Below are 19145 nucleotides of genomic sequence, written 5' to 3'. Positions count from 1 at the left end.
GAGTCTTCGACTCAGCGCCTACGTGAGTCTTCGACTCAGCGCGTTCAGCGTCGCCGGTTGGTCTTCGCATCGCGCCGGGCCGCGGCACGACGCTCCTTGCGAGTGCCCGCCTGCCTGGGCGCGGAGCCCGCGTCGGAACCGGCGGTCGTACGCGCGACGTGGGCGCGGCCGTCCTCGTCGGGACCGGTGTAGGTCAGACGCCGCTCGGTCTCGTCGAGACCCTTGGCCCGCAGCGCGGCCGGTGCGGGCTCCGCCTGCGCCGCCGGAGCCGGCTGTGCCTGTTGTGCCGCCGGGGCCGGCTGTGCCTGTTGTGCCGTCGGGGCCGGCTGTGCGGGTCGCGCGGGAGCAGCCTTGGCGAGGCTCGGGGACGCCTGCGCGGCGGCCGCCGCAGAGGCCGGCGTGACCGCCACACCCGCGGCCTGCTGCTGTTGCGCGGCCTCGACCTGGAGGTTGAACAGGAATCCGACCGATTCCTCCTTCAGGCCCTCGAGCATCGCGGTGAACATGTCGAAGCCCTCGCGCTGGTACTCGACGAGCGGATCACGCTGCGCCATCGCGCGCAGGCCGATGCCCTCCTTGAGGTAGTCCATCTCGTAGAGGTGCTCGCGCCACTTGCGGTCGAGAACCGACAACAGCACGCGACGCTCGAGTTCGCGCATCGCGTTCTCACCGGCAATGGCCTCGAGTTCGGCCTCGCGACGTGCGTAGGCGGCGCGGGCGTCCTCGAGAAGGACCTCGAGCAGACCGTTGCGGTCGAGGTCCTCGTTCTCGGCGACGAGCGTCTTGTGGTCGACACCCACGGGGTAGAGGGTCTTGAGCGCCGTCCACAGCTGCTCGAGATCCCAGTCCTCGACGTAGCCCTCGGCGGTCGCACCGTCGACGTAGGCGGTGATCACGTCGGTGAGCATGTGCTGCACCTGACCCTCGAGGTCCTCGCCGCGCAGGATCCGGCGACGCTCCTCGTAGATGACGGTGCGCTGCTGGTTCATCACCTCGTCGTACTTGAGGACGTTCTTGCGGATCTCGAAGTTCTGCTGCTCGACCTGCGTCTGCGCGCTCTTGATGGCCGTGGAGACCATCTTCGCCTCGATCGGCACGTCGTCGGGCAGGTTCAGTCGCGTCATGATCGACTCGAGCGCGGCGCCGTTGAAGCGTCGCATCAACTCGTCGCCGAGCGAGAGGTAGAACCGCGACTCGCCCGGATCGCCCTGACGACCGGAACGGCCACGGAGCTGGTTGTCGATACGACGCGACTCGTGCCGTTCGGTGCCGAGCACATACAGGCCACCGGCCGCTCGCACCTTCTCGGCGTCGGCCTTCGACTCGGCCTTGATCCGCTCGAGGGTCTCGTCCCAGGCCGCCTCGTACTCGTCCGGCGTGTTGACCGGGTCGAGGCCGCGCTTGCGCAGCTCGATGTCGGCGAGGATGTCGGGGTTGCCGCCGAGCACGACGTCGGTACCGCGACCGGCCATGTTCGTCGCGACCGTCACCGCGCCGGACCGGCCGGCCTGCGCGATGATCTGCGCTTCCTGCTCGTGGAACTTCGCGTTGAGCACGCTGTGCGGCACACCGCGCTTGGTGAACTGTCGCGACAGGTATTCCGACCGCTCGACGCTCGTCGTACCGATGAGGACCGGCTGGCCCTTCTCGTGACGCTCGACGACGTCGTCGACGACGGCCGCGAACTTCGCTTCCTCGGTCTTGTAGATCAGATCGCCCTGGTCGACGCGCACCATCGGGCGGTTGGTCGGGATCGGGATGACACCCAGGCTGTAGATCTGGTGGAGCTCGGCGGCCTCGGTCTCGGCCGTACCGGTCATGCCCGACAGCTTGTCGTACAGGCGGAAGTAGTTCTGCAGCGTGATCGTGGCGAGCGTCTGGTTCTCGGCCTTGATCTCGACGCCTTCCTTTGCCTCGATCGCCTGGTGCATGCCCTCGTTGTAGCGGCGGCCCGACAGGACGCGGCCGGTGAACTCGTCGACGATGACGACCTCGCCGTTGCGGACGATGTAGTCCTTGTCCTTGGCGTAGAGCTCCTTGGCCTTGATGGCGTTGTTGAGGTAGCTCACCAGCGGCGAGTTGGCCGCCTCGTACAGGTTGTCGATGCCGAGCTGGTCCTCGACGAACTCGACGCCGGCCTCGTGCACACCGACGGTCCGCTTGCGGATGTCGATCTCGTAGTGCACCTCGGGCTTGAGCAGCTTGGCGATGCGCGCGAACTCGGAGTACCACTTGCTCGACGCGTCGGCGGGACCCGAGATGATGAGCGGGGTCCGGGCCTCGTCGATGAGGATCGAATCGACCTCGTCGACGATCGCGAAGTTGTGGCCACGCTGGACGAGATCGTCGAGCGAGTGCGTCATGTTGTCGCGCAGGTAGTCGAAACCGAACTCGTTGTTGGTGCCGTAGGTGATGTCCGCGGAGTAGGCCGCGCGGCGCTGGGCCGGGGTCATGCCGGACAGGATCACGTCGGTCTCGAGTCCGAGGGAACGGTGCACGCGGCCCATCCACTCGGCGTCGCGCTTGGCGAGGTAGTCGTTCACGGTGACGACGTGGACGCCGTCGCCGGAGATCGCGTTGAGGTAGGCCGGCAGCACGCAGGTGAGGGTCTTGCCCTCACCGGTCTTCATCTCGGAGATGTTGCCGAAGTGCAGCGCCGCGCCACCCATGATCTGGACGAGATAGTGCTTCTGGCCGAGCACACGGAAGGACGCCTCCCGGGCGGTCGCGAAGGCTTCCGGAAGCAGATCGTCGAGCGTCTCGCCGTCCTGGTAGCGGCTCCGGAACTCGTCCGTCTTGGCACGGAGCTCGGCGTCGGTCAGGGCCTCGAAGTCCGGGGAGAGGGAATCGACATGCTCGGCGATGTGCTTGAGCCGCTTGACCATGCGACCTTCACCGATCCGGAGCAGCTTCGTCAGCGACAGCACTGGTGTGTTCGTCCTCAATCTCGGGTACCTGCACGGACAAGAAATCCGGCCGAGGCCTTGTCGGACCCCGGCCGGATTCCATGGTAGGCGCTGCGCGGGAGTGACCGCGATGGCGAGGTGCCTTCGGTCACTCCCTGCAGTGTCACACGAGCCTGATCAGACCGTAGTCGAAGGCGTGTCGCCGGTAGACCACGGACGGCTTGTCCGTCTCCTTGTCGTGGAACAGGTAGAAGTCGTGACCGACGAGTTCCATCTCGTAGAGGGCGTCGTCGACGGTCATCGGCGCAGCGTTGTGTTCCTTCGTCCGGACGATGCGACCGGGACCGTCCTGAGGCTCCTTCTCGCTGTCGCCGAGCGACAGGTCGGGCGAGATCGCGAGCTCGTCATCCTGGGCGAGGGCCGCGGTGGCTTCCGCCACGGACACGGGCGTCTTCTCACCGTAGGAGACCTTGCGGCGCTCCTTCGTCCGTCGCAGGCGCGATTCGAGCTTGCTGATCACAGACTCGAAGGCAGCGTAGAAGCTATCGGCACTGGCCTCGGCGCGTACGACAGGTCCCTTTCCGCGGGCAGTGATCTCGACCCGCTGACAACTCTTCCTCTGACGCCTGTTGCGTTCGTGTTGCAACTCGACGTCGAAGATGAAGATCGTCGGATCGAAACGTTCGAGCCGAGCGAGTTTCTCGGAGACGTAGATCCGGAAGTGATCGGGGACCTCGACGTTGCGTCCTTTCACGACAACGTCGGCACGTGGGCCTTCCGTGGCTGCATCGGCCTCTGCAACGGAACCTCTGGACTTCGAAGGGGTCGTCACGCGTACCTCCCGAGTTACGGCCGGCGCAGCCCGCGCGCCGGCATGATGTATGAGCGCGAGAGCGCGCTCACCCGGAATCGGAAGAACAGGCGTTTCCACCCGTCTACCTTGTTGTTTCCGGGTCTGATGGCGACGGTAGTACGTAACGCGGAGGTGTGCCACCGTTCCCGCGCGATTTCCCATCGCGTCGCCTTCCGGTCACTCGGTGAGGTACTTTCCGGGCCCGTCCGCGGGCTCACGCGTGGGCGATCACGAGCACTCCGAGAGGGTCGAATCCGGCGCGTCGGAGTGCCCGCACCGACTCGCGCGCGGTGGTTCCGGTGGTGAGCACGTCGTCGACGACGAGGACCGGGATCGTGCGCGGCAGACCGTCGGCGCGCACCCCGACACGGCCGGCGAGGTTGCGCTGCCTGTCGGCTGCCGAGAGCCCCACCGAATCACGCACCCCGGCCGCCACACTCAGGATCGGATGCACGTGGAGGCGACGGTCGTGGGTCGCGGCGGCCCGGGCGGCACGCGTGACGGGATCGCCTCCGCGTGCCCGCGCCGCACGCGTCCGGGTGGGGGCGGGCGTCACGATCAAGGGACCCTCGGGCAGCTCGCTCCATCGGCGCAGCCGCGCGATCGCGACGGCCCACGCGAGCCCGAGCGGCTCGGCGAGATCCCGGCGGGCACGCTCCTTCGCGACGATCACCGCGCGGCGCCTGGGGCCGGTGTACGGGCCCAGGCTCCACACCGGGGTCCCGGGGTCGACGCGCGGCGCGACGGCCACGGGGTGATCGGAGAGCTCGCGTGCGCACGCCCGGCACCAGCTCGCTCCGGGAGCGGCGCACCCACCGCACCGGGCGGGCAGGACGAGATCGAGAAAGGCGGTGAGCACACCGGGAGTGTGCCCGAAGTCACCGACGCCTGGGCGTCACCGTCGGCACGCTCTAGCCGGGAAGGACCGGGATCGCCGCCATCCCGGCCAGTCCGGGTACCTCGCGCCAGTACCGGTCGCCCGCGGGATCGCGGTTGTTGAGCTGGAAGACCGTCCGGGAATCGGCGACGAACTCGCTGGCCGTCGACGCCTCCACGGCCACCACCGGAGGGGTGAGATTGCGGCTCGGGAGTGCGTCGATGCGTGAGCCGTCCACCGCGACCTGCACGACGGGCACGTCGGCCGACGCGCGGGAGACGACGATCGTGTCGGCCGTGCTCCAGTCCAAGGCGAGCGCGGGACCACCGAGACCGAAGCCGATCTCGCGCGGATTGGTGAGCGAGTACTCGCCGGTCGTGGTCGGCACGACGGTCGCGACGAAGACCCGCCCGTCGATGATCATGGCGGCGCGGACACCGTCGCGCGACAGGCGCAGTTCGGTGATGCGGTCGCCGAGACCGCGGACCGCGCCCGCCTCCACCCCGACGACGGTGACCCGCCCGGTGCCGGGTTCGCGCACCGCGCGCACCACCGAGGTCCCGTTGACGACCGCCCACACCGAATTGTTGTTGGGAGACCAGGACGGCCGGGTGATCGACTCGCCGTCGACCGCCGGCTCGGCACCGCCCTCGCTGTAGGCCCCCACCATGAGTTGCACGGCCGGTTCCGGTGCCGGTTTGCCGGTGTTCTCGACTGCGGCGACGAGCTCTCCGTCCAGCGACAGGGCGACGGACTGCAGATCGTCGGACATGCCGAAGAAGCTGCGGACCGGTGTCACGCCGGTCTCTGCGACGCTCACCAGCGCGCCGTCGAGCAGCGCGTGCAGGCCCACCGTCACGCTCGATGCGGCAAGGGGGTTCATCGATGCCACGTCGGCGGTGGTCCACCCGTTCGGGAACCGTTCGTCGAGGGGCTGGCCGTCGGCGAGGAGCTGGTACGGGCCGCTGATGTCTGCGTTGGCGAGGGTCCAGATCACCTGCGCGGCGAGCAGTTCGCGATCCTGCCGGCCCATCGAGCCGACCCCCTGGAAGTCGATGCGGATACCGCCGAGTCCGACGCCGACGTCGGTCGTGCGGCCGTCCGCCTTCGTCACCGAGCCGATGACGGTGACGTCCTCGAGGAGATTCTTGACCGCAGGCGCGAGGACCTCTTTCGGCCCTTCGACGAGCAACCCGATCAACTGCGACGCCGTCTGTTCGGGGGTACCCGTGATCCAGCGGGGGTCGGGGACGACGGCGGTGCCGGTCGGGTCGAGGAAGTACAGCGAGCGGCGCTGATAGGTGTTGAGGAAGCGCGGGCGGTCCATGATGACGCCGGCCGGCAACCGGTCGATGCGCCACTCCCCGTCCGTGCGGACCAGGGAGAACCGCGCCTCGAACTCCCCGTCGGCGGGACGGTAGATGCCGCCCTCCTCGAGGTAGCCGACGGTGCTGGCCCGCACCACGTAGGTGGCGCTGTCGCCGTCGCGTTCCTCGACGAGGACGTCGACCTTGTCGACGATCGTCGCGCTCGCCGCGTCGTCCCAGGACTCGGACATCGTGGGGGTGAGGAACTGCCGGGCCGCGCGGTGGCGGTTGGTCGGATCCGTGCTCGCCTGCAGGAAGTCGCGCAGGAGCAGGTCGGGTTCGCGACCGGGCACGGGAGCGGCGACCTCGGTGGTCGCGGGGCCGCGTTCAAGGGTTCCGATGGCCTGCGGTGACGACGAATCTGGCAGCGTGGCGCATCCCGACAGCACGAGTCCGGCCACGGTCAGGAGTACGACGAGCACGCCCGCTGCACGCGGAGTCGAGCGGCTCATGTATTGGCTCCTTCGGACGATGTGCTCGCAGGGTCGGTCGGGATCTCTCCCGTCGAAGGCCGCTCCGGGGTGTCGTCACCCGGCGGGGGCTTGCCCTGCACGGCCTTCGCGGCGCTGGGTACGAGAGGCAGGGGGCTGCGACCCACCTTACGTCCGCGTTCGCGCGGGAGGGTGAGCCGGAAGCTGGCACCTCGTCCCGGTTCGCCCCACGCTTCGAGCTTGCCGTTGTGCAGGTTGGCGTCCTCGACGCTGATCGCGAGACCGAGGCCGGTGCCGCCGGAGCGCCGGACCCGCGACGGATCGGAGCGCCAGAACCGGTTGAAGACGAGTTTCTCCTCCCCCGGTCGCAGGCCCACGCCCTGATCGCGCACGACGAAGGCCGCGGCCGCGTCGTCGGCGCGCAACCGCAGCAGGATGGGTTTGCCCTCGCCGTGATCGATCGCGTTGGCGAGCAGGTTGCGCAGGATGCGTTCGACGCGGCGCGGATCGACGTCGGCCTCGACGGACTCGTCCGGAAGGTCGACGATGAGCTCGGTGGCGGTCTCGCGGGCGAGGTGCCGCACGGTCGAGACGGCGGCACGCGCGCACATCCGCAGATCGAGTCGTTCGGAGGCGAGTTCGGCGACACCCGCGTCGTGCCGGCTGATCTCGAGCAGATCGTTGAGGAGGCTCTCGAAGCGGTCGAGTTCGGCGACGAGCAGTTCGGAGGACCGCTTGAGGACGGGGTCGAGCTCGTCGCTGCCGTCGTGGATGAGGTCGGCGGCCATACGGACGGTCGTGAGCGGGGTGCGCAGTTCGTGGCTCACATCGGAGGTGAACCGTTTCTGCAGGTTGCCGTACTCCTCGAGCTGGGTGATCTGCCGCGACAGGCTCTCGGCCATCTCGTTGAACGACATCGCCAGGCGCGCCATGTCGTCCTCACCGCGGACCGGCATGCGTTCCTTGAGCCGTCCGTCGGCGAAGCGCACGGCGATCCGGGAGGCCGACCGGATGGGCAGCACGACCTGCCGCGCGACGATCATCGAGATCGCGGCCAGCAGCACGAGCAGGACCACGGCACCGACGAGCAGGGTGCCGCGGACGAGGGCGAGGGTGCGTTCCTCACCGCCGAGCGGGAAGACGAGATACAGCTCGAGTGTCGAGATGTCGGAGTCGGTGGGGCTGCCCATGATCAGGGCCGGCCCGGTGTAGCCGTCGGGATCGGCGACCGTCGCGAACTGGTACGCGATCTGCCCGTTCTGGACGAAGGCACGCAGGTTCTGCGGGATCTGGTCGGCGGGCCCGCTCGAGGTGGGGGCCCGCGGACCGTCGCCGGGAACGATCAGGACGGGGTCGAAGGTTCCGGCGACGCCGGTGTCCTGTCCCCCGTCGCTGCCACGGCTGGTGAGGATCGCCGCGGCACCGTCGAGGCGGACCGCGAGCGAACCGGAGTCGTCGGCGCCCGCGAGTTGTCCCTCGACGAGTGCGCGCGAGCGATCCATCTCCTCGGTCGCCGCGTCGATCTTCACTTCGAGCAGTCGGTCGGTGATCTGGCTCGTGAGTACCACTCCGAGCACGAACATGACGATCAGCGACAGCGTGAGGGTCGAGGTCACGACCCGGAGCTGCAGGGATCGTCGCCAGGTGTGCGCGAGTCGGCTGCTCATCGACCGCGACCACCTCACCAGCGGCAGCGTCCTACGCGTGATACGCCGCCGAAGCCGGTAGGTTCGAATCACGGCGGTCCGGCCTTGTAGCCGACCCCCCGCACCGTGAGCACCGCCTCGGGATTCTCGGGATCCTTCTCGACCTTCGCGCGCAGACGCTGGACGTGGACGTTCACGAGCCGGGTGTCGGCGGCGTGCCGGTAGCCCCAGACCTGCTCGAGCAGGACCTCACGGGTGAACACCTGGCGCGGCTTGCGTGCGAGCGCCACGAGCAGGTCGAACTCGAGGGGCGTGAGCGAGATCGCCTCGTCGCCGCGGGTGACCTTGTGGGCGGGGACGTCGATGGTGATGTCCCCGATGTTCAGGACCTCCGCCGGTTCCTGCTCGGTGCGACGCAGCCGGGCCCGCACGCGTGCGACGAGCTCCTTCGGCTTGAACGGCTTGACGATGTAGTCGTCGGCGCCCGATTCGAGGCCGAGCACGACGTCGACGGTGTCGGACTTGGCGGTGAGCATCACGATCGGCACACCGGAATCCGCGCGGAGCACACGGCACACGTCGATGCCGTTCATGCCGGGGAGCATGAGATCGAGCAGGACGAGGTCGGGCCGGATCTCGCGCACGGCACCCAGCGCCTGAGTGCCGTCCCCCACCACGAACGGTTCGAATCCCTCGCCGCGCAGCACGATCGTGAGCATCTCGGCCAGCGCGGTGTCGTCGTCGACTACCAGAATCCTCGGCTTCATAGCCTCTATCGTGTCACCCCTCGAGCGTCGTGAAGCAGATTTGAGATGTCAACGGCGAGTTGTCGCGGGGAGGTCTGCGGGCCTGCGACCTCCCACGGAGACATCCACTGCTGCTGCGCGAGCCCGTCGTAGACCGCGCCGGTGCGCTCCTGCAGACCGGCATCGCGCTCGTAGGCGTCGCGATCGCGGTCGACCTCGGTCGCGGCGCGGTTACGGGCACGCTCGGCGGCGAGGGCGACCGGAACGCGGAGCAGCACCTGCAGATCGGGCACCGGAAGCCCGAACCGTTCGAACTCGAGACGGCGGATCCACTCCACCGCCGGGCCGGTCGCATCCTGGTTCCGGCGCGCCGCGGTGTACGCGGCGTTGGACGCGACGTACCGGTCGAGCAGCACGATGTCGTTGTCGGCGAGCAGCTTCCGCAGCTCGTCGGCAGCATCGCGTCGGTCGAGCGCCCACAGCAACGCCATCGCCTCGACGCTCGAGGCGGTGTCGCCGTGCTGCCCGCGCAACGCCTCCGCGCCCAGATCGGCGTGGATCGACTGCCCGTACCGCGGGAAGGCCAGCGTCGCGACCTTCCGTCCGGCCTCGCGCCAGGTCTCGACGAGACCGGCGGACAACGTCCGCTTGCCGGCCCCGTCGAGACCCTCGACGACGATCAGATCACCCATGTGCCCTGTGATTCCCGTCGAATCAACGGGATCAGTACCGGTAGTGCTCGGGCTTGTACGGGCCCTCGACGTCGACACCGATGTACTCGGCCTGCTCCTTGGTCAGCTTCGTGATCTGTCCACCGAGCGCCTCGACGTGGATCTTCGCGACCTTCTCGTCGAGGTGCTTGGGCAGGCGGTAGACCTCGTTGTCGTACTCGTCGGGCTTGGTCCACAGCTCGATCTGGGCGATCACCTGGTTGGCGAACGAGTTGCTCATCACGAAGGAGGGGTGGCCCGTGGCGTTGCCCAGGTTGAGCAGGCGGCCCTCCGACAGGACGATGATCGAATGGCCGTCGGCGAAGGTGAACTCGTCGACCTGCGGCTTGATGTTGATCCGCGTGACGTCGGCGGCCCGCTCGAGGCCGGCCATGTCGATCTCGTTGTCGAAGTGGCCGATGTTGCCGAGGATGGCCTGGTGCTTCATCGCCTTCATGTGCTCGAAGGTGATGATGTCCTTGTTGCCGGTCGCAGTGATGACGATGTCGGCCTGGCCGATGAAGTCCTCGACCGTCACGACGTCGTAGCCGTCCATCATGGCCTGCAGGGCGTTGATCGGGTCGACCTCGGTGACCGAGACGCGTGCGCCCTGGCCGCGCAGGGCCTCGGCGCAGCCCTTGCCGACGTCGCCGTAGCCGCACACGAGCGCGGCCTTGCCGCCGATGAGGACGTCGGTGCCGCGGTTGATGCCGTCGAGCAGCGAGTGCCGGGTGCCGTACTTGTTGTCGAACTTGCTCTTGGTGACCGAGTCGTTGACGTTGATCGCGGGGAACGCGAGCTCGCCGGCTGCGGAGAGCTGGTACAGGCGCAGGACGCCCGTGGTGGTCTCCTCCGTGACGCCCTTGACGGACTCGGCGACGGTGGTCCACTTCTTCGAGTCGGCCGCGAGCGAGCGGCGCAGCAGCTCGAGGAAGACCTTGTACTCTGCGGAGTCCTGCTCTTCGTCGCTCGGCGGGACGACGCCGGCCTTCTCGAACTGGGCGCCCTTGAGCACGAGCATCGTGGCGTCGCCGCCGTCGTCGAGGATCATGTTGGCGGGTTCGCCGGGCCAGGTGAGCATCTGCTCGGCCGCCCACCAGTACTCTTCGAGGGTCTCGCCCTTCCAGGCGAACACCGGGACGCCCTTGGGCTCCTCGGGGGTGCCGTGCGGGCCGACGACGACGGCCGCGGCGGCGTGGTCCTGGGTGGAGAAGATGTTGCACGACGCCCAGCGCACCTGCGCGCCGAGGGAGACGAGCGTTTCGATGAGCACAGCGGTCTGGACCGTCATGTGCAGCGAGCCGGAGATCCGTGCGCCCTTCAGCGGCTGCACCTCCGCGTACTCGCGACGCAGCGCCATCAGGCCCGGCATCTCGTGTTCGGCGAGCCGGATCTCCTTGCGCCCGAACTCGGCGAGGGACAGATCGGCGACCTTGAAATCGAGACCGTTGACCCGGTCGGCTACGAGCGTGGTGTCAGACACGTGCAGATGCCTCTTCCTGTCGGCAGACGATGTTGGTTCCAGGCTATACAACCTGCGCAAGAAGAGGCCCGGCAGATCGTCCCCCGACGGGATCCGTCCGCCGCACCTTCCGGTACGACGCCCGGACGTCAACCGCGTATGGCGGCCCGTTCGACGAACGGCACGAGCAGATCGGCGAGGTCGGCGGCGACATCACGCCCCGAGGCCGGGGGCATCGAGACGAAGCTCAGCGCGACCCGCACGACAGCGCGCGCGAGGATCCCCGCGTCGGATTCGGACGCCGCGATCCAGCTGTGGTGGAAGGTCTCCGTGAGGCGACCCGCGCCCCGCTCGAGGATGGGGGCGGCGTCGGTGGTGATCAACCGCAGCAGGTCGGGTTTGGCCTCCCCGCTCAGCAGCGACTGCACCAGGGGGTCGGCGGCGGACGCCTCGAAGAAGAAGGTGAATCCGTCCACGAGCGCGGCCCGCGCGTCGCCGACGTGGGCGTACACCGAATCGGCCACCGCATCGACGAACTCGTCGACCAGACGCAGCGCATATCCCTGGGCGAGCCCCTGCCGGGAGGAGAACTCCTTGTACAGGGTCTGCCGGCTGATGCCGGCAGCCCGGGCGACGTCGCTCATGGTGACGGCCGACCAGTCGCGTTCGTGCAGCAGCTCGCGCATGGCGTCGAGGATCGTCGAGCGCAGCAGCACCCGACTTGCCTCGTGGAAGGGAACCCGCGCGTTCGACATGGTGGGAACGCTCTCACGCGCGGAAGTGCTCGTCAAAGCAAGGCGGGTCGTGATCCCCCGGGCAGCGGTTCACCGGCGGACGATCTCGACCATCTCGAAGTCGGCCTTGGCGGCGCCGCAGTCCGGGCACGACCAGTCGTCGGGGATGTCCTCCCATCGGGTGCCGGGTCCGATGCCCTCGTCGGGCCACCCTTCGGCCTCGTCGTATTCGAATCCGCAGACGAGACAACGGAACAGACGGTAGTCGGTACTCACGGGGTGTGCTCCTCGAAATCGGTCTTCTCCCGGACTCCGCAGTCGGGACACGGCCAGTCGTCGGGTACGTCGGACCACGGGGTGCCGGCCGGAAAGCCCTCGCGGGGAACGCCGGCGGTCTCGTCGTACACGAACTCGCAGACGGGACAGCGGTAGGACGCCACGATCATTTTCCTTCCGCGGCAGCGGGATCCGATGCTCCGTAGCGGGCCAGGATCTTCTCGCGTCGACGCGGTTCGATATTGACGCGGGTGATGTCGCCGTCGTAGTGGTCGAGCACGCGGTGGTCCATGACCTTGCGCCACAGCGGTGGGATGTAGGCGAGGGTGATCATCGTCGCGTAGCCCGCGGGCAGTTGCGGTGAGATCTCCATGCTGCGCAGGGTCTGGTAGCGCCGCGTGGGATTGGCGTGATGGTCGCTGTGCCGCTGCAGGTGGTACAGGAAGATGTTCGTCACCAGGTGGTCGCTGTTCCAGCTGTGCGCGGGCGAGCAGCGCTCGTAGCGTCCCTTCGCCGTCTTCTGCCGCAGCAGACCGTAGTGCTCGAGATAGTTCACGACCTCGAGCAACGAGAACCCGAAGACCGCCTGGATCACGAGATACGGCGCGATCGACAGACCGAAGACGCCGAGAAGCACCGCGTACAGCACGACGGAGATCGCCCACGCGTTGAGGACGTCGTTGTGCACGCTCCACACCGGCTTGTCGAGCCGCTCGAGGCGGGCTCGTTCGAGGCGCCACGCCGACCGCAGACTGCCGACGACGCTGCGGGGCAGGAATCGCCAGAAGCTCTCCCCGAACCGGGCCGAGGCCGGGTCCTCCGGGGTGGCGACCCGCACGTGGTGGCCGCGATTGTGCTCGATGTAGAAGTGCCCGTAGAACGACGGGGCGAGCGCCCACTTCGACAGTCGCCGTTCGAATTCGACCTTCTTGTGGCCGAGCTCGTGCGCCGTGTTGATACCGATGCCCGCGACCACGCCGACCGAGATCGCGAGTCCGATCTTCGACATCACGCCGAGCCCGCCGTCGATGCCGAGCCAGGACAGGTCGCCGGCCGACCAGAGGTAGCAGGCGAAGACCAGCGACGCGAACTGGAAGGGCAAGTAGAGGTAGGTGCAGTAGCGGTAGAAGCGGTCGTTCTCGAGTTGCTCGAACAACTCGTCGGGTGGATTCTCGCCGTCGGGGCCGACGAACAGGTCGAGCAGCGGGACGAGGACGTAGACCAGCAGGGGGCCTATCCACCACAGGACCGGGGTGACGCTCTGCAGACCGAGTTCGTTACCGCCCCACACCAGGGCGGCGGCGACGAACAGCGCCGTCGGGGGCACCAGCCCCAGAAGCCACAGATGGCGTTTCCGGTCGCGCCACTGAAGGTCGGGTCGATCCACCGAATCCGCGGATGCCGTACTCATGTCGGGTCTCCTTCATCACCGTTGATGGCGCCGGGCACGCCACCGCACGGTGACGCACACCACTCATATCTTGACTCTAGGCCACTGTTCGTCCTAGGTCTAGACATATAGCCGATTTTGTAAATCTCACGAAGATGCATCCGGAAACGACGAAGGCGAGCCCGTGCGGGCTCGCCTTCGGTTCGATTCCGTCCCTACCGGGACTCTGCTTCAGGACTCGTCGGTCGCCGATCCCGGTATCTCCCCGAGCCGGGCCCGGAAGACCTGGGTGTCCGCGGCACAACCGTGGACGGTCGGATTCCGGTCGCACGCCGACAACCACGCCGAGTCGCCGGGCCTCAGCGTCACCGACTCGCCGTCGCACTCGACGCGGGCATCGCCTGCGGTGCACAGCAGGATCTGTGGTCCGTCGGCACCGACCCCGAGGGCGTCGCCCGCGCCGAGATCGATGCGGGACAACGCGAACTCCGGTGCCGGGGTGCGGTAGCGGCGTTCGATCGGACTCTGCCCCGACCCGGTCTCCGCCGAGGCCTCCGGCACGGCTTCGAGAATCGGCACCGAGGCCGCACCGAAGTCGAGCACCCGCAGCAGTTCGGGCACGTCCACGTGCTTCGGGGTGAGACCACCGCGCAGCACGTTGTCGGAGTTCGCCATGACCTCGACACCCATGCCGTGCAGGTAGGCGTGCAGATTTCCCGCGTCGAGGTACAGGCCCTCGCCCGGCTGCAGGGTGATGCGGTTGAGCAGCAGCGAGGCGAGCACTCCGGCGTCGCCGGGATAGAAGTCCGCCAGCTGCAGGGCCGTGCGTACCTCCGGAACGAAATCGCGTTCGCCGTCCCGTCCGGCCGCGAGATAGGTGACGCAACCGTCGAGCACACGCGGCAGCAACGCTGCGAGAGCGGGCGGGGGCAACGTGATCCAGGTGGTGAACAGCGCCCGCAGACCGCTCGAATCGGGTTGGCCCGCGAGCAGTCCCACATAGGGGTCGAGTTCCGGCACGGCCAGCGCCTCGAACAGCTCCACGGTCCGTTTCGGGTCACGGAAGCCGGCCAGGGCCTCGAACCGGGTCAGCGCCACCACGAGTTCGGGCTTGTGGCTGGCGTCCTTGTAGTTGCGGACGGGCGAGTCGATCGGGATGCCGAGTGCTTCCTCACGAGCGAAGCCCTCGGCCGCCTGGCCGGCGCTGGGATGCGCCTGCAGCGACAGCGGCTCCTCCGCCGCCAGTAGCTTGAGCAGGAAGGGCAGGCGGGGACCGAACGCCCCCACCGTGCGATCACCGAGGTGTCGCTGCGGATCGGCCGACAACACGTCGAGCAGCGAGTGCTCGTCGCCGTCCGGATCCACCAGCCTGGCGGGATCGGCCGGGTGCGCACCGAGCCACAACTCGGCCTCGGGATGATGGGACGGCACATTGCGGCCACGCAGGGTGGCGATCGCGGTCCGCGATCCCCAGGCGTACGAGCGCACCGCACCTTCGAGTCGGTGCACTATCTCCCCCCTGCCAATCCGAGATATGCGGCCGCCATCTCTGTGCGGACGGTCAACACTGCCACCTGTTCCAGCACGGTCGGAACCGTGCTCGATTCGAATTCTCCGATCACGGACATCAATTCCACATCCGGAAGTGCCGCCGTCCTGCGCTGCGCCGCCGAGCGGTCGGGGTCGGTGCTGAGCACGAACACCCGTGCCGGTGCGATCGGCGCCGGTCCGTCCAGCTCCTCGTCGTGGAAGAACGGGTCGTAGTTCTCACCGCTCGCGGTGACCACATTCGTGAGCCGGTCGCGCGCGACCAGCACGTCGCTCAGTGCCGCAGCGCCGGCGACCACACCCGCCTCCTGGAGCAGGGCCTCCGACGCGTGCCGTGCGAGCACCGTCGTCGCGGCGGAGTCTCCCGCGAACGCCACGCGACGCGACTGCATGCGCACCGCGAGCGACTTTGCGGGATTGTGGAAGACCTCGTTCGCCGGATGATTGCGCGCCGCTTCCTCGTCGGCCGTGTCGGCGACCTCGGCGAGCGGAGGGACACCGGTGATCCGGACGGCGCGCTGCAACACGCCGAGCACCGCACAGAACACCGCGACGTGCCGGGCGAGCACGTACCGGGTCTGGACCCGGACGCGCGGCGGCAACAACATCGCGCGACCGGCCGAGACCGCCCGCACCGGACCTTCGTCGGGGGCGTCGACGACGACCTCAGCGCTGCGACGCAGTCCGGCGTCGATGCTGCGCGCCAGCTCTGGATCGCCGGCGTCATTTCCCGAGACCACCACGACATCGAGCGCGCCGACCCACGGCGGTGTGGTCGGCGCGGAGATCAGCGGTACACCGGCCTGCCCACCGAACATCGCGACGACCAGTTCCGCGGCCGAGCGGGCGCGGGCGTCGGTGCCGACGAAGACCACACTGCGGGGGTGCATGTCGGTGAGCCGGCCGAGCAGACCTTCGTCGACCGCCGCGGCGACCGCGCGGATCTGGGCGCCGCCGAGGGCCGCGCTCCTGAGGATGCCGTCGACATCGGCGGCGAGAACACCGCCCGCATCGTCGAAGTCGAACAGCGGTGAGGGTGCCGTCACGACCGCATCACCTTCCTTCCGCCGCCGCGACCTCGGCGGGCCGGCTGACAGGGCCCGGTGGGGCCACCGACCCGAGATCGGTGCTCCGCCGAACCGACACCGGCACGACCTGTCCCGGCACTTCGATTATTCCCGTTGTCCCTCCGCCTACGCACGAACGACGGAAAGGATCTCCTTCACCAATGCCTCGACCTCACCGTCCGTGCGGGCCTCCACGTTGAGCCGCAGCAACGGCTCGGTGTTGGACGCGCGCAGGTTGAACCATGCGTTGTCGGTCAGGTCGACGGTGACACCGTCGAGCCGGTCGATCGATACCGCGCGGTCCTCGAACGCCGCGACGACGGCCTCGGTGCGCTCGGCAGCATCGGCGACCGTCGAGTTGATCTCGCCCGACGCCGCGTACCGGTTGTAGGAGCTCATCAGCTCGGAGAGCGGACCGTCCTGCGAGGCGAGTGCGGCGAGGACGTGCAGCGCCGCGAGCATGCCGGAGTCGGCACCCCAGAAGTCGCGGAAGTAGTAGTGCGCCGAGTGTTCCCCGCCGAAGACGGCACCGGTCTCGGCCATCTGCTGCTTGATGAACGAATGCCCGACCCGGGTGCGCACCGGCTTGCCGCCCTGCTCGGCGACGAGTTCGGGCACCACGCGCGAGGTGATGAGGTTGTGGATGATCGTCGAGCCGGGTTCCTTGGCGAGTTCGCGGGCGGCGACGAGCGCCGTGACCGCGGACGGGGTGACCGGCTCGCCGCGCTCGTCGACGACGAAGCAGCGGTCGGCGTCGCCGTCGAAGGCCAGGCCCACGTCGGCACCGGACTCGACGACCAGACGCTGGAGGTCGACGAGGTTGGCGGGGTCGAGGGGGTTGGCCTCGTGGTTCGGGAAGGTGCCGTCGAGTTCGAAGTACAGCGGCACGAGATCGACGGGCAGGGCACCGAAGACGGCGGGGACGGTGTGGCCTCCCATGCCGTTGCCGGCGTCGACCGCCACCTTCAGCGGACGCATCTCCGCGAGATCGACCAGGCCGCGGACGAACGAGGCGTAGTCCTCGAGGACGTCCTGCTCGGTGATGTTGCCGCGCTCGCCGTCGTAGGCGGGCACCCCCTCGACGAGGTCGGCGGAGATCTGCGCCAGACCGGTGTCCTGACCGACGGGCTTGGCACCGGCACGGCAGAGCTTGATGCCGTTGTACTTCGCGGGATTGTGGCTGGCCGTGAACATCGCGCCGGGTGCGTCGAGCAGGCCCGACGCGAAGTAGAGCTGGTCGGTGGATGCGAGGCCGATCAGCACCACGTCGAGTCCCTGGGCGGTGACCCCGTCGGCGAAGGCCTGCGAGAGCGAGGGGGACGAGGCGCGCATGTCGTGCCCGATCACCACACGGTCCGCGCTGCCCTCACTGCGCAACAGGCGTGCGAACGACGCTCCGACCTCGCGGACGAACTCTTCGTCGATCTGCTCTCCGACGACACCCCGTACGTCGTAGGCCTTGATGACTGCTGACACCGACTCGGCAGCTCTCGCCACTGTATTAGCTCCTGAACTCGACTCGTGCGATACCGTCCTCCGCGCCATCGCACTCGCTCAGCCTAGTGCGAACGGCTCAGGACGTGGGATCGGGAAGAACACGCAGGTGACCGCGTCGGCCGGTGCGTGCGGTGGGAGGCACGACGGCCCGTTGGGGTTGCTCGGCGTCGTCGTCGCTCGCGTCGGAACGGGAACGCTCCCCCAGGCCGGCCTCGCGTACGGCCTCGGCGAGGGCGGTCAGATCGTCCTCGTCGGGGGTGGCCGACGAGAACGCTCCCTCGTATCGGACGAGTTCCCAGCCCTTGGGTGCCGTGATGCGCGAACCGTGCATCTCGCAGAGATCCCACGAGTGCGGTTCCGCGACGGTCGCCAGGGGACCGACAACGGCAGTGGAGTCCGAGTACACGTAGGTCAGCGTCGCAACAGCAGGGTTCTTGCACCCAGGCCGGCAGCATCGACGCAGTGTTCTCACGACTGGGAGCGTAGCGCGCCGGACGCGCCAGGACTATTCGGACACACCGAAAGGGTGGAGCGATTTTCGTGTCGTAGTGTCCATGGCATGGTCCGCGCACGACGTTCCCGCCCTGTGTCGTCCCGTGCCGTGGCACGCCGCGGCAGGGGAATCCGCGGTCCCCTGTTCCCGCAGAGCCTGCCGGCGTGGAAGACACGCGCAGAGAAATTCGACCTGCTCGTATTGGGGGCGTTCGCGCCGATCGACGCGCGCTGGCACGACCGCCTCACCAAGCTCGACATTGCCGTCGACGAGGTCCCGAAGATCCGGGCACGCGACCCCGACTCGGTCAACTGGCCGGACGAGGTGGTTGCCGACGGGCCGGTGCCGCTGTCCCGGCTCGTGCCGGCGGGGATCGATCGACGAGGCGCTGCCACCCGGGCGCGGATCGTGTTGTTTCGCCGACCTCTCGAGGTGCGCGCGAAGGATCCGGACGATCTGACGGATCTGGTGCACGACGTCCTCGTGCACCAGGTGGCCACCTATCTCGGTGTCGAACCGGAAGTGGTGGATCCGACACTCGACGAGGACGACGAGGACTGAGAAACGTTCCGGATACATGACGAAGGCCGGGTTGCTCGTCCCCCACGGCCGCAACCGGCCTTCGTCATCCGATTCGGTGTTTCACTCGGTCCCGCACTCCCCGTACCGGGCCGAACTCCTCGTCAGACTATTCCGCGCTTGAGGCGACGGCGTTCCCTCTCGGAGAGCCCGCCCCAGATACCGAACCGCTCGTCGTGAGCGAGAGCGTATTCGAGACATTCGTCCCGGACCTCACACCCCATGCAGATGCGCTTGGCCTCTCTGGTGGAGCCACCCTTCTCGGGGAAGAATGCCTCCGGATCGGTCTGCGCACAGAGCGCACGCTCCTGCCACTGCTCCTCGCCGTCCGCTGGGTCACCGAATCCCGAGATCAAACTCAGGACGGGCACCCCGACGTCCGGGTAGTCACAGACAGCCTCGACTGCAGTATCGCTTCGAGTGAGCTCGAAGCTGTCGCGCTCGCCGGCCATTGTCCCTCCTCACCTGCAGCGCCGAATCATGACCGGGGATCAACCCGCTGCCATCCTTCGAATACTCGTTCGAATGCGGGTTCACCGCAAGGGATCTCGAATTCGATTATC

Annotated in this window: 18 protein-coding genes; 1 reads left to right on the top strand and 17 read right to left on the bottom strand. The window is 68.1% G+C overall.

Features of this window, described 5'->3' with window-relative positions:
* Nucleotides 1-44: 44 nt before the first annotated feature.
* From secA to M3330_RS19140, 16 genes are all read right to left on the bottom strand, one after another.
* Nucleotides 45-2885, bottom strand: coding sequence for a preprotein translocase subunit SecA (gene secA / locus M3330_RS19215; RefSeq protein WP_255028931.1), 2841 nt, complete (start codon nt 2883-2885; stop codon nt 45-47).
* 184 nt (nt 2886-3069) lie between these two features.
* Nucleotides 3070-3738 (bottom strand): ribosome-associated translation inhibitor RaiA, encoded by a 669-nt coding sequence (gene raiA, locus M3330_RS19210; RefSeq protein WP_024101500.1) that lies wholly within the window; start codon nt 3736-3738, stop codon nt 3070-3072.
* Nucleotides 3739-3973: 235 nt separating this feature from the next.
* Complete coding sequence (locus tag M3330_RS19205) at nt 3974-4618, bottom strand: ComF family protein (protein ID WP_039584801.1); 645 nt, start codon at nt 4616-4618, stop codon at nt 3974-3976.
* 52 nt (nt 4619-4670) lie between these two features.
* Nucleotides 4671-6455 carry an MtrAB system accessory lipoprotein LpqB gene (gene lpqB, locus M3330_RS19200; protein ID WP_039584802.1) on the bottom strand — a complete coding sequence of 595 codons (1785 nt, stop codon included), beginning with the start codon at nt 6453-6455 and terminating at the stop codon, nt 4671-4673.
* Nucleotides 6452-8101, bottom strand: coding sequence for an MtrAB system histidine kinase MtrB (gene mtrB / locus M3330_RS19195; RefSeq protein WP_019288499.1), 1650 nt, complete (start codon nt 8099-8101; stop codon nt 6452-6454). The genes lpqB and mtrB overlap by 4 nt, the downstream gene beginning before the upstream one ends.
* A gap of 68 nt (nt 8102-8169) precedes the next feature.
* Entirely contained in the window at nt 8170-8856 is a 687-nt protein-coding gene (mtrA, locus tag M3330_RS19190; RefSeq protein ID WP_174556239.1) for an MtrAB system response regulator MtrA, read from the bottom strand.
* Nucleotides 8853-9518, bottom strand: coding sequence for a dTMP kinase (locus M3330_RS19185; RefSeq protein ID WP_039584803.1), 666 nt, complete (start codon nt 9516-9518; stop codon nt 8853-8855). Before M3330_RS19185 ends, mtrA begins: the two co-directional genes overlap by 4 nt.
* A gap of 31 nt (nt 9519-9549) precedes the next feature.
* Entirely contained in the window at nt 9550-11019 is a 1470-nt protein-coding gene (gene ahcY / locus M3330_RS19180; protein WP_039584804.1) for an adenosylhomocysteinase, read from the bottom strand.
* A 128-nt stretch (nt 11020-11147) separates the two neighbouring features.
* On the bottom strand, nt 11148-11753 hold the full coding sequence (locus M3330_RS19175) for a TetR/AcrR family transcriptional regulator (RefSeq protein WP_255025970.1): 606 nt from the start codon (nt 11751-11753) through the stop codon (nt 11148-11150).
* 69 nt (nt 11754-11822) lie between these two features.
* Nucleotides 11823-12008 (bottom strand): rubredoxin, encoded by a 186-nt coding sequence (locus M3330_RS19170; protein WP_019288502.1) that lies wholly within the window; start codon nt 12006-12008, stop codon nt 11823-11825.
* The gene (locus M3330_RS19165; RefSeq protein WP_174247009.1) at nt 12005-12172 is read right to left on the bottom strand and encodes a rubredoxin; all 168 of its coding nucleotides are present in this window, start codon (nt 12170-12172) and stop codon (nt 12005-12007) included. The genes M3330_RS19170 and M3330_RS19165 overlap by 4 nt, the downstream gene beginning before the upstream one ends.
* Nucleotides 12173-12174: 2 nt before the next feature.
* Nucleotides 12175-13419 (bottom strand): alkane 1-monooxygenase, encoded by a 1245-nt coding sequence (locus M3330_RS19160; RefSeq protein WP_033097093.1) that lies wholly within the window; start codon nt 13417-13419, stop codon nt 12175-12177.
* A 210-nt stretch (nt 13420-13629) separates the two neighbouring features.
* Nucleotides 13630-14907 (bottom strand): mannose-6-phosphate isomerase, class I, encoded by a 1278-nt coding sequence (manA, locus tag M3330_RS19155; protein ID WP_006550209.1) that lies wholly within the window; start codon nt 14905-14907, stop codon nt 13630-13632.
* Nucleotides 14907-15992: a hypothetical protein gene (locus M3330_RS19150; protein ID WP_033097092.1), complete on the bottom strand. Its 1086-nt coding sequence runs from the start codon at nt 15990-15992 to the stop codon at nt 14907-14909. Before M3330_RS19150 ends, manA begins: the two co-directional genes overlap by 1 nt.
* A gap of 147 nt (nt 15993-16139) precedes the next feature.
* Nucleotides 16140-17510 carry a phosphomannomutase/phosphoglucomutase gene (locus tag M3330_RS19145; protein ID WP_255025961.1) on the bottom strand — a complete coding sequence of 457 codons (1371 nt, stop codon included), beginning with the start codon at nt 17508-17510 and terminating at the stop codon, nt 16140-16142.
* A gap of 76 nt (nt 17511-17586) precedes the next feature.
* Entirely contained in the window at nt 17587-17982 is a 396-nt protein-coding gene (locus M3330_RS19140; protein WP_170318468.1) for a DUF3499 domain-containing protein, read from the bottom strand.
* Nucleotides 17983-18069: 87 nt separating this feature from the next.
* Between M3330_RS19140 and M3330_RS19135 the strand changes: the two genes are divergently transcribed.
* A complete protein-coding gene (locus M3330_RS19135; RefSeq protein ID WP_033097091.1) occupies nt 18070-18564 on the top strand; it encodes a metallopeptidase family protein in 495 nt (164 codons plus the stop codon).
* A 122-nt stretch (nt 18565-18686) separates the two neighbouring features.
* On the opposite strand, the gene M3330_RS19130 is transcribed toward M3330_RS19135, so the two are convergent.
* On the bottom strand, nt 18687-18953 hold the full coding sequence (locus tag M3330_RS19130; RefSeq protein WP_167414258.1) for a WhiB family transcriptional regulator: 267 nt from the start codon (nt 18951-18953) through the stop codon (nt 18687-18689).
* Between the last annotated feature and the right edge of the window lie 192 nt (nt 18954-19145).

It is taken from the genome of Rhodococcus sp. GA1, from assembly GCF_024321955.1.
GTDB classification, from domain to species: Bacteria; Actinomycetota; Actinomycetes; order Mycobacteriales; family Mycobacteriaceae; genus Rhodococcus; species Rhodococcus pyridinivorans.
The sequence above is the reverse complement of the archived record's forward strand: the minus strand, read 5'-3'. Positions and strand labels throughout refer to the sequence as shown.